The organism is Chitinophaga tropicalis (genome assembly GCF_009758205.1).
GTDB lineage: Bacteria > Bacteroidota > Bacteroidia > Chitinophagales > Chitinophagaceae > Chitinophaga > Chitinophaga tropicalis.
The window spans coordinates 163,489-175,501 of record NZ_WRXN01000006.1; the positions used below are offsets into that span (position 1 = coordinate 163,489).

Here is a 12,013-nt window from a genome sequence, read left to right on the forward strand (position 1 = left end):
ATAAGCGGGAAAAGCCCCATACGGGGCTTCCCTGATAAAAACAATGCAAAATGATGCTACATACTTCTGCGAAGTGCAATAACGTCGCAGTTATAATATTTCTGAACTTCAGCTACCATTTCATCTTTACTCCTGTAACCGGTAGCTGCAGCTATCATACCTAAAGAGAACGACTTCTCCATCATTCTGTTATAAACCAGCATCATTCTCACCATCTGGATGAAAGGTGTAATTCCAATACTAAAATACCGGCGGAAGCCTTGTACTAACTGGGGGCCGGACATATTGAACATTTTGGCCAGTTCTACCTGGTCATGGGGTACATGGGGGTGTTCCAGCAGGTAGGCAAAGATCTGGTAAAAGAGCCCTGCCTGTGTTTCATTTGCAATCAGTGCCGTTTCGGGGGCGGCAGCGTCCTGCTGGGCAAAGTTAAGGAAGAGGTCCAGGCAGCACCGGTACAGGAAGTGGCGTGCCTGGTCCTCTATGTATCTGCAGGATATCATGCGTTGGATCAGCATGTTGCAAACGGCATTGATACGGTAGGGGCGGGTATTCAATACGCCGCTGATCTTATCAGGCCGTTTGCGGGAGAGATGTTGTAACCCGGGGTATGCCTTATCCAGCCAGACCAGGTCTGACTGTTGTATATTAATGTGAAAACTTAAAATCTTTGCGCCTGCCGGCATGGGTACTTCATGCAACTCTGCATGAAGGTTGAACAGGTTACATTCCTTCTCATTCAGCATCAGCTCTCCGCTGCCAAAGTGCTGTGGCCGGAGACTATCTTCGTACATGAAGTGCAACGCCCAGAGGTGAAACGGCGTATACGGCCTTAGCACTATATCTTTCTTTGCATATATATCATGCAGCCAGATCCTGAACGGGCCCACAGGTATATGCTGGGAAAGCATGTCAAAATCATCATCCTGGTCAAAATATAATCCTGCATAAGGTATGATGAGATGCAGATATTCTGCCGGCACATAAGTAGCAGGGAGGTAGCTATGCGTGTGGCGATCTATCAGCAACAATTTGTTTTCATCAAATACTGCAGGATACATACATGTATATTAATGGTTCATTTTGATGATCTTCTCACATGAGTTTACAACTAATGCACTGCCAGGCGTTTAGCCGGCGGGTTTATAATCTTTTCGGGTATCTTCGTTTCGATTACTAAGCTAGGAAAATGATCTATGAAGTTGGTTAATGAGATGTTAACGGATGAGAAATTCTTACGAAGGTGAGAGAGGAGAGAAAGGCGTAGGCAGATCTTAAGCCTTTTAAAATCGGCTCGTTTTCATGCCCGGAGAGGGAGTTTATTAGCAGAAGCGTCTTATTATCAGCTATTTGTGGGTCCCTGTCCGGGTAAGTGGTTAGCAGCTTATCCTCATAGTGATTCCAGGATTGAATAGTAGGGGTGGTGATATAGATGTTGAACTTCGCAAAAGGGTCCCCGTTTTCCGATGCAAAACCGGCTTCTATTGAAATAGAGGGATAGGGGTAATGATATTCCAATTCCAACCCTTCATTATTTTGCCATTGACGGTCATTAGTGATATGTTCTATTTCAGATTTTAGTTTGTTCAATCTCGCTTCCTGGAGAGTGAGAATACGGTGATTGTATTCATTATAAAGCTGTATCAATGTATCAATCTGCTCTGCATGTGTGCTGAAGTACGTGGAAAGCTCGTCGTTGGGATGGTGCTGGAAGGTTTGCAACAGCTGGCGGTATTGTGCTATCATAGATGGGATCAGGTTATATTGGGTTAAAGCTAAGAAATGGATTTTTATTGGAAGTTAATGGGAGGTTAATGAGGCGGAGATTTAAAGAGGGCCTACCTGGTTAGGTAGGCCCTGTATGATTAGTTCCAGGTTTTTTCGCCTTTTTTCATTTTTTCGAGGGTTTGTTTGAAACCGGATGCACCGGGGTCTAATTCTATTGCCTTCTGTTCCCATTCAATTGCTTTATCTTTTTGTCCCAATTTATATAGTATATTGGCATAAGTATCAATAGTGCTTGGTGTCATTTTTATGTCTAAACTCATTCGACTCCAATGTAATGCCTTATTTAAGGAATTGGTATCAGAAATATTTTCAAATATGAACCAAGCATAGTTATTAAGGTCGACTTCAGAAACATCCTTTTCGTATTTGTCAATTAGTAAGGTGGCTGCAGTTACAAAATTCTGCCATTCTTTGTGATTTAAATGATGAATTGTTTTGGCACGTAAAAAGATTGCTTCGCCTGCAGCCCCATATTTGGGGACAACGGCCTTCTCTATATTAATCCAATCAGGATTGGCTTCAGACCCTGTAACATATTCTCTTATTTCACTGTTAAAAATGATGCCTTTTACTTTGTTAATTGCGCTGTTGTCTCCCAATATAGCATCTACTTTCCCTTGATTTTTAAGGAATATGTTAAACCCAGGATCTTTGGTCGTTTGAGTGAATCTGTTAATGAAGTTCAGATTTTTCAATGTAAATGGATTAGAAAGCTCATTGATGTAGGCAGCGCTGACTTTAGTTGCATTCTTACTGTCTTTCAAACGGGCTGCCATTAATGATAGCTCCCTGAGGAATTCCGGTTCCTTTTTCCCTTTCTCAAACTGTTGTAGTAGGGACGTATATTGTAAATCCGGATTGGCGGTATCTGCTACTCTTGCAGAGAATGCACTAGGAGCTGCCGCATAGTTTAGGGCTTGTTGTAACAGCTGTCGATGGATTTTCCTTAAATCTTCAGGTGCAACCTTTATTACTTCCCTGTCATAAGTTATCATCCCATTCTCTTCAGTCTCTACGTCAAATGGCTCTGTATAGATTGAACCAGATAATCCTTGGGTTTCGAAAACCTTCAATGCTTTCACCATAGAATCATATTTAGGTTTGAACGCTCCTGGTGCTACCTGAACATACCCCCAGCCTTCAGTATCGTTCCATTGATGTCTAAGTGTTGGCACTCTAACCCCTCCCCACTCTCCTAAAACAAGGGCCTTACCTGCTATAGTTGGAGGAATGCCAGGACCAGGATATACATGTACATCCGTTAGGTCGCTACTTACCCATTTATCAGCAGCTTGAGTACCTCGATCATAATTTTCTCCAGTGTGTCCGTTTACTATGCGGGAAGGATCTGTATGTTTCATCCACTCTGTAAGGCGTTTCTGATCATAACGTGCCCATCCTTCATTGAACAACACCCAGATTACAATACTCGGATAGTTATATAACTGCGCTATATTTTCTTTGTTTTCTTTTTCAAATTGTGCCTGAGCTTCTGGCGTACCATTAGCACATGTCACCATATCCTGCCATACCAATACCCCTGTTTTATCCGCATGGTAATACCAACGCGCGGGCTCTAGTTTAATGTGTTTACGGATAGTATTATAACCCATGTTTCGGATGGCTATAATATCAAATTTTAATGCCTCATCAGTAGGAGCTGTGTACAGCCCTTCCGGCCAGAACCCTTGATCCAATACTCCTAAGTGATAGGTATATTTGTTGTTGAGGAAAAGACGATCAATACTTTTTTCATCTTTCTTTACTTCTATTTTACGCATGCCAAAATAGCTGCCTATGGTATCTATGACTTTACCCTTGTGCAGCAGGCGAATACTTAGGTTATAAAGATATGGATCGTCCGGGCTCCAAAGGTGAGCATTGGGCACAGGTAATAATAATTCTGTATTAGCGTTGCCCTTTACTTTTTTTCCGTTCGATGCAATTGCTTCAATGGTATAATCCCCGTTAGAAGTTAGTACTTCCAGACGCAGATTACCTTTATCAATGTCAGGAGTGATACGGAGATTGTTAATATGGACGGTGGGAACTGTTTCTAACCATACAGTTTGCCATATTCCACTACTGGCTGTATACATAATATTGCCTGGATGCAATACTTGCTTCCCATGGGGATTAGATCCTTCATCAGTAGGATCAAATACGCTTACCACAAGCTCATTACTACCGGGTTTTAAAGCATCGGTAATATCAAAAGAAAAATTCTGATATCCACCGCTATGTTGCCCAATTTCTTTACCATTCACAAACACAGTTGCTTGCCAATCTACAGCACCAAAGTGTAGCAGCACTCTTTTATCGCCTTTTGTATCTGGTTTGGTAATACTGCGCTTGTACCAGAGGCGTTGTGTAGGCTTTAATGGTCGTTGAACACCGGATAACGCAGATTCCAGGGGGAAGGGAACCAGTATTTGTCCTTCATAAATGCTAGGAGCTGGAGCATCCTTATCTGTGATCTTATACTCCCACAGCCCGTTTAAATTCACCCAATTTCCACGTACCATTTGTGGACGTGGATAATCCGGGAGAACATTGGTTGGGGAAACTTCTTTAGCCCATCTTGTCTGGATAGGTACTTCTTTCATTTTCCAGGATGTAGCTGTAGACTGGGCATGTAATTGCCCCTGGGCAGCACATAGTGTCACTAAGGCTGCCAGAACGTAGCGCATTCTCTTCATGGTTGGTTATTGAAATTTTCACATGACTTTATGCTACCGGCAGCATGCTGGTAGTTTAAGAATGTTGCGTTCCAACCAAAAGAATAATATTATGGCTTCAATTTATACCAGTTACATTCATAGTATGCTTCCAGTTTACTGATCAGGTCAGTAGCGTTGGCAAAGCCTACGGTAGCTGCCACCATGGCTGCAGACTTATGTTCTTTCTGTAACAGGTTATACGCCGTTATCATCCTGAGCATATAAGAAAAATCTTCTATAGAGATAGAAAAATGCTGCCGGAAACCGTATGCCAGCTCTTCTTCCTGTATCTGGTACTGTTGTGCCAGCTCTGCAGCCGTATACGCTCTGTGCGGATGGTCTTGTATAGACCTGAACAGCTGATGGTATACATCCAGGTGCAGGATGTTATTAAACAGGAAAGGTTGCTGGGACATGGCTTCCTGGGCAGCAAAGTTCAGGAACAGGTCCAGGCAACAACGATAGAGAAAATGATGTGCCTGCATGCCTGTATAGCGGCAGGTAAGGATCTTTTGAATAAGCAGATCGCATACCGGGTTAACATTGTATGGACGTTTGTTGACAATCTGGCTCACGGGCGAGTCAGCATGTGCCAGTAAACATTGAAAGGCCGGATATTTTGCTGCCAGCGCAGGCAGGGCAGCAGGGCGAATGTTGACATGTACCGAGAGTACTTTCTTGTTGCCTGCCATAGGTACATGATGTAGTCCAGGATGGAGATTGAACAGGTTACATTCTTTCTCTTCCAGGAAGAAACTGTCTTTCCCGTGCACTTCTGCCCGGAGACTGTCTTCATACATAAAGTGTAACGCCCAGATATGGTAAGGCGTGTATGGGATCAACACTATATCATGCTTCGTAAAAATGTCATGCAGCCATAGGGAGAATGGCCCCAGGTCCATATGTTGGGTCAGAATACCACATTCCTCGTCTTCCCGGAAATAAATCCCGGCATAAGGTACCAGTAACCTGAGGTATTCCATGGGCAGATGTCCCGCAGGCACATAGGCCGGGCGGTTCTTTTCTATCAGCAGCAGTTTATTTGCTTTAAACAAGGTGGAACGCATGAACATAAGTTTTCTGTCATTGTATGGATGGTAACAGTCGCAGTGTGCTGCCCCCATTTTCAAACCTGTAACGGATAGATGTGATGTGGCTGAGTGATTGCAGGAAATTATCTAAAGGGTCATGTTTATTAATAAAGTTTGTGATGCGCATATTGGCAATGGCCGGATCCCCAATGATTACTTTCACATTATATAGCCGTTCTATTACGGGGGCAATCTCACTCACCTTCATATTATCGAACCTGTAGATACCCGACCTCCAGGAAAGCAGTTCGTCTTCATCAAAAGATGTCTTCACAGGCTGTAGTCCGGGTTGGTAATTGGCAACAGTACCCGGTTCAAGAAGCATTTCTCCTTTGGCAGTGAGCATCTTCACAGCGCCCTGCGTCAGTGCTACCTGTACCAGGCTGCTGTCATAGGTATTGACATTGAATGCAGTACCCAGTACCTGTACAGAGGCTTCATGCGGTAATTGTACCCTGAAAGGTTTTTCCGGGTTGGAAGCTACGGTAAGATAGGCCTCCCCGTTCACCGCTATTTCACGCTGTTTGTCAAACGCCAGGGGTAATGTAACACTGGTCGCCGCATTAACAAGCATTTCCGTGCCATCGGGAAGCTGTACCGTATAATCTTTGCCCGGTGGTACCATTAATGTGGCCAGCTGAGAGCTGTTACCACCAGACCAGGACAGTTTACCATCCCGTTCATTGAAAGTGACACCATCTACTACTGTCTGTTGTGGCCGGCTGCCCAGTGACACTACCTGGCCTCCGGGCAGCTGCAGCACAACAGTTTTGAGGGCGAACGATGGGATAGGCGCCGGTGTTACTCGTTGCATCACCGGCCGCATAACTTGCCAGATCGATACAGTAATGGCCAGGATAGTGGCCATGCTGCCTGTAACGAGGTATATTTTACGCTGTTTCCGTTTTTTAATAGTGGAGAAGAGGTTTTCTACCGGTAGTATATCGGGCAAATTTTCCTGTAATGCAGCAAACTGGCTATCGCCCAACTGCGCATATATACGATCCCGGATAACTCTTGTCTCCGGTTCCTGTTCCAGCAGCTGTTGCAAAATGGCCTGATCTTCCGGGGAAATACTCTCCGTGATCTCTTCCAGCACCAGTTGTTCTATGTATTCGGGATCTACCGGCATAATACTTTCATAATAGTGACTAAACACTACTATGTAGTATCAAGGGGCAAAAAAGTACTTATGGGGAATTAAGATTTTTTCAGATTTTCTCTCAGCACTTTCAGGGCGCGCTGTACATGGTTCTTTACGGATTGAACATTGATCTTCATTTCCGCAGCAATTTCCTGCATCTGTTTCCTTTCTATATAGTGTTTAACAAAGGCAGTCCTGCTATTAGGGCTTACCAGCGCCATGGCAGCGGTCAGCTCATTTCCCAGCTCCTTAACCTCCAGCGGGGACAGGGGAGGTGTGAAATTGGCGGTTATCATATATTTCTGAAGTAGTTCACGGCGGTGCAACTGTTGCCTGCCCTGGTCTGCACACCTGTTACGGAGGGCGCCCATCAGGTAAGAGCGTATGCCCTGAGTGGGCTGTATTTTAGTCCGGTTATCCCATAAATAGATAAATACCTCCTGTACCGCGTCTTTCGCAGCTTCAGTATCATTGTTGCAAAGAAGAATGGCCGTGGCCAGCAGTAGTTTACGGCAGGACTCATACAGGGCTGTATACGCCATGTGGTCCCCGGTATTACTGATCAGATGAAAAAGTTGGTCTTCTGAATAATTCTTTAATGCATTCATGGTAAGACTCAAATTTCAATAATGATTACGAATCTACTGAATCAGCTGCGCTAAAGCGTTAATCTATTGTTAATTAGAAAAAAATAATCACGGATGAGTACTTTTTGATCCTTTCAGCTACTTCCTCTTAACGGTTATGGCCAATGCCGGTTTTTATGACGGGGACACCCAAAGCTGCCAGGTTCATGCTGGTTGTAATACTGATGCATGCCAGCTTCTGTTTACACGTGAATGCGCAACTACCGCAACACCCGGGCAAAAGGGCAGTTACCCTGGTAGCCAGGCAGGTAACTATTGACTATATCATTAAACAGGTCCGGCAGCAGACAGATGTAGAATTCCGTTATGTTCCTGACGAAAAATTTCAACGCAGGTTAAACGTCAATTTTGTCAATACCCGCCTGGACGATGTGCTGGCGTTTGTATTGAACGGCACCGGATTGACCTGGATAACCGAAAACGGCGGTATTTCCATTATAAAAGCATCTGTTCCCGCTCAACCGCTCGTATCTAAACCTAAACCACCCCCTTCTCCTGCCGATACATTACTGATAACAGGCAAATCCCTGGACGAAGCCGTGATTATCGGCTACGGCACTACTACTCAACGTTTTAATACGGGTAATGTTATTTCGGTAAAGGGAGATACGGCCTACAGCCGCTCTGTCAACAATGTACTGTTACTCCTGCAGGGCCGCGTGGCAGGTATGATGGTCACCCAAACCAGCGGTATGCCGGGAACAGAGCTAAAGGTGCAGCTCCGCGGACAAACCAGTCTATTCAACGGTACAGAACCTTTATTTATAGTAGACGATATACCTTATAATTCCATACTTACCAAAGGGTTAGGCTCACAGATATGGAGTGAGAAGGCCTCTTCCTTCGGGTTTATCAACCCGGACGATATTGCCAGCATCGACGTATTGAAAGATGCTGATGCCACAGCTATCTACGGCTCAAGAGGCGCAAACGGGGTCGTGCTGATCACTACCAAAAGAGGGCGGCCCGGGAAAATATCTACCAGGGTCAATGCCAGCCAGGGCTTTGCCCGGGTGGCCAGGCATGTGCCCTTACTGAATACCCCGCAATACCTGGAAATGCGCAGGGAGGCGTTCAGGAATGATAATGTTGCCACAACAGATAAGAACGCGCCTGACCTGATGAAGTGGGATACCAGCCGTTATACTGACTGGCAGAAGGAGCTGATAGGTAACGCTGCTGCTGTCACCAACCTGCAGGCATCTGTTTCCGGCGGTACTCCCCTGGTCCAGTTCCTGGTAAGCGGGCATTACCGTCATGAACAGACTGTTTTTCCCGGCCCCTTTAAAAATTCACAGGCAGGTATGCACTTCAGCTTAGGTTCTGCCGTTCCGGGAAAACGTTTCAGCGGCACGCTGACGGGCAGCTTTTTCAGTATTAACAGTCAACTGCCGGGGCATGATTTTACCGCCCAGATCATGCTGCCTCCCAATGCGCCGCCGGCATACCTGGAAAATGGCAGCCTGAATTACGACTGGCTGAATCCTTATATCGGGTTGGTAGGTCCATTATTTAATTCAAACATTAAGAATCTGCTGGGCAGCCTGTCCCTGCAATATGAAATATTGCCCCGCCTGAAGCTGAAGACCAATATCGGTTATCACTGGTTGCCGGGTAATTCCGGTACTATTATCCTTATAGCTATGTACGCCCCCGCTTTGCGGCCTAACAAAACCGGTTCCTGGTCGGGTAATGACTTTGAGTCCGCATCCGGTATCATTGAACCGCAGGTTACGTATCATACCTGTTTGGGTAACCTGTCCCTGGAAGCGGTAGCCGGCGGTACCTACCAGGGCTATGAAGTAAAGCGTGAGGAGCTGACCGCTCTCGGTTATAAACGGGATGACCAGTTAGGCAACCTGGATGATGCAGATTCCCTGTCAAGGCAGTTCCTCAGGTCTTCTTACCGTTATGTAGCCGTCTTTGGCAGAACAAAGTTCAAGTGGAGAAATAAGTACCTGTTAAATCTCAGCGTACGCCGTGATGGCAGCAGCCGGTATGGCCCGCGGAAACAGTTTGCCTTTTTCTACGCTGCAGGTGCAGGATGGATCTTCAGCAGCGAACCTTTTATGGCGCCGTTAGAGCGGGTGCTGAGTTTTGGAAAACTGAGGGCCAGCTTTGGGACCACCGGCAATGACCAGATAGGGGACTACCAATACCTGGACCGCTATGAAAACGTTGGAGGCACTTACCAAGGAATCATTGGCCTGTTGCCCGTTAACCTGTACAATGCAGATTTTGCCTGGGAACAGACCCGCAAAATGGAAATCGGGCTGGAAACCGGGTTCCTAAAAAACAAGTTACTGCTTTCTGCCAGCTATTATAATTACCGCTCCACTAACCAATTGGTAGATTACCCGTTGCCGGATATAAACGGCGCCAGCAATATTATAGGCAACCTGCCGGCTGTGATCCGGAATACAGGGTGGGAGTTTGTACTGACCGGGCATCACCTGAAGAACAAGAATTTTGAATGGTCTTCTGTGTTCAATATCTCTTTTGCCAGGAATAAACTGATCGCTTATCCCGATCCCGGTATAGGTGTTAATGCCTGGAAAGATATGCTGGGACAACCACTTTCAAAGAAACTGGTCTTTCAGTTCAGGGGAACAGATCCTGCTGCGGGCACTTACACCTATACCAATGCGCAGGGAGATGCCGGCCCCGCTGAAACTGCTGTAAGAAAAATACCGGTCAATACAGCGCCGGATTTTTTTGGGGGGTGGGAGAATAACATCCGTTACCGGCGTTTCCAGCTGGATATGCTGTTCCAGTTCGTGAAACAGCAGGGTATTAACGACATGTATGACCCGCAGTATATGCCGGGCTTCCAGCGTAACCAGTACATAAATGTCCTGGACAGGTGGCAACAGCCCGGAGATGTTGCCGCTTACCAGCGGTTCACACAAAGCGGCAGGACCAGGCCTGGTTACCAGGCTATTTTTCGTAGTGACAGGGGATATGTGGATGCTTCCTATATCCGTTGTAAATACCTGAACCTTTCCTGGCAGCTGCCGGTAAGAACATTAAAACAACTGGGCCTGGACGATGCCCGTTTATATGTACAGGCGCATAATCTGTTTACCATTACCGGTTACCAGGGACTGGACCCGGAAACACAATCCGGAACAGCGCTGCCGCCTTTGCGTGTAATGGCAGCCGGTGTACAACTGACGTTATGAAGAAATGACCATTTTACGCCACATATTATTACTTATTTTACTGCTGCTGTATGGTGGTTGCAGGAAGATGCTGGAAACCCCGGTAGATCCTGTTACCGGGGGCGAAACAGTATACGCTTCAGACGCAGCGGCAGCCGCTGTGCTGACAGGTCTTTACTACAAAATGAGTGAGGGTGGTCCGGCTACCGGTGAGTGGGGACTTTCTTATATCTGTGGCTTGTCTGCCGATGAATTTACCCTGCATAAAGAGGGAGAACGGGCACTAGCCTTCTATAAGAACGAAGCAGATCCTACTGATATGCTGATCTGGACATTATTCTACCAGTATATCCGTTATGCTAATACCGCTATCGAAGGCCTGACCGCATCCACTAAGCTAACGCCTTCCGTTAAGCAGCAGTTGTTAGGGGAAGCTCGTTTTGTCCGTGCGTTCTGTTATTTCTACCTGGTCAATCTTTTCGGGGATGTACCATTACAGGTCGTTTCAGATTATAAGCAGAACAGTAAGAAGCCCCGCACACCTTCTGACCAGGTATACCAGCAGATCATTACAGACCTTCAGGAAGCTAAACAGCTATTAAACCCTGCTTACCTGGAAGCCAATGTACAGAATACCACTACAGAAAGGGTACGTCCTAACAAGTGGGCGGCAACAGCTTTACTGGCCAGGGTATACCTGTTCCGTGAAAAATGGGCGGAAGCTGAGACCAATGCCAGCGCCGTTATTGAACAGCAAGCCCTGTATGATACAGTGAGTGTGCAGCATGTCTTTGCCCGGAATAATAAAGAATCTATCTGGCAGTTGCAGCCTGTTGTTAAGAACTACCCACTGGAGGCTGATATTTTTGCCGCACAACAGCTGGTCAGTGCAAGTCCTTTTTTGTTGTCAGCCTTTGAAGAAAGCGACCGGCGCAGGCAGGCATGGTTATCTTCCGGAACAGTACTCTATCCCTCAAAATACCATTCCATGCCAGCAGGCGCTGTTATGACCCAATACCTGGTAGTGCTGCGTCTTACCGAACAGTACCTGATCCGTGCAGAGGCCCGGGCCCAACTGGGTAACCAGGACGGCGCCATGGCAGATCTGAACCTGGTGCGCAGCCGGGCAGGTCTGGAGCCCATTAATACTAACAGCCGTCCTAAATTGGTAACTGCTATCTTCAGGGAGCGGCAAACAGAATTCTTTGCGGAATGGGGCCACCGCTGGCTGGACCTGAAACGCAGTAAGAATGTTAATGCCGTGATGGCAGCGGCTGGCCCGCAGAAAGGTGGTGCATGGAAGGCTTATAAACAGTGGTATCCCCTGCTGGCCAGTGACCTGGTGCTGAACCCTAATCTTAAACAAAATGAGGGGTACTGAAAAACTCCCTATCTCCTAAGCATTATATTCATTACTCCCGGTATTTTTCCATTTTAGTTTGTTAACTTTTTTAAAGGCTAG

General features: G+C 46.2%; 8 protein-coding genes. 2 read left to right on the forward strand and 6 right to left on the reverse strand.

Annotated features, from left to right (window positions below; all coding sequences use genetic code 11):
* Window positions 1-56 precede the first annotated feature (56 nt).
* The 6 genes from GO493_RS15330 to GO493_RS15355 form a co-directional block, all read right to left on the reverse strand.
* Window positions 57-1,061 (reverse strand): helix-turn-helix domain-containing protein, encoded by a 1,005-nt coding sequence (locus GO493_RS15330; RefSeq protein WP_157307083.1) that lies wholly within the window; start codon window positions 1,059-1,061, stop codon window positions 57-59.
* Between the two features lie 145 nt (window positions 1,062-1,206).
* Window positions 1,207-1,746: a hypothetical protein gene (locus GO493_RS15335; protein ID WP_157307084.1), complete on the reverse strand. Its 540-nt coding sequence runs from the start codon at window positions 1,744-1,746 to the stop codon at window positions 1,207-1,209.
* 119 nt (window positions 1,747-1,865) lie between these two features.
* Window positions 1,866-4,478, reverse strand: coding sequence for a glycoside hydrolase family 2 protein (locus tag GO493_RS15340; protein ID WP_232538858.1), 2,613 nt, complete (start codon window positions 4,476-4,478; stop codon window positions 1,866-1,868).
* 98 nt (window positions 4,479-4,576) lie between these two features.
* Window positions 4,577-5,575 carry a helix-turn-helix domain-containing protein gene (locus GO493_RS15345; RefSeq protein ID WP_157307086.1) on the reverse strand — a complete coding sequence of 333 codons (999 nt, stop codon included), beginning with the start codon at window positions 5,573-5,575 and terminating at the stop codon, window positions 4,577-4,579.
* A gap of 16 nt (window positions 5,576-5,591) precedes the next feature.
* Window positions 5,592-6,731, reverse strand: coding sequence for a FecR family protein (locus tag GO493_RS15350; RefSeq protein ID WP_157307087.1), 1,140 nt, complete (start codon window positions 6,729-6,731; stop codon window positions 5,592-5,594).
* A gap of 68 nt (window positions 6,732-6,799) precedes the next feature.
* Window positions 6,800-7,351: an RNA polymerase sigma factor gene (locus GO493_RS15355; protein ID WP_157307088.1), complete on the reverse strand. Its 552-nt coding sequence runs from the start codon at window positions 7,349-7,351 to the stop codon at window positions 6,800-6,802.
* A gap of 155 nt (window positions 7,352-7,506) precedes the next feature.
* Between GO493_RS15355 and GO493_RS15360 the strand changes: the two genes are divergently transcribed.
* A complete protein-coding gene (locus GO493_RS15360; protein ID WP_157307089.1) occupies window positions 7,507-10,572 on the forward strand; it encodes a SusC/RagA family TonB-linked outer membrane protein in 3,066 nt (1,021 codons plus the stop codon).
* 4 nt (window positions 10,573-10,576) lie between these two features.
* On the forward strand, window positions 10,577-11,932 hold the full coding sequence (locus GO493_RS15365) for a RagB/SusD family nutrient uptake outer membrane protein (RefSeq protein ID WP_157307090.1): 1,356 nt from the start codon (window positions 10,577-10,579) through the stop codon (window positions 11,930-11,932).
* Window positions 11,933-12,013 lie beyond the last annotated feature (81 nt).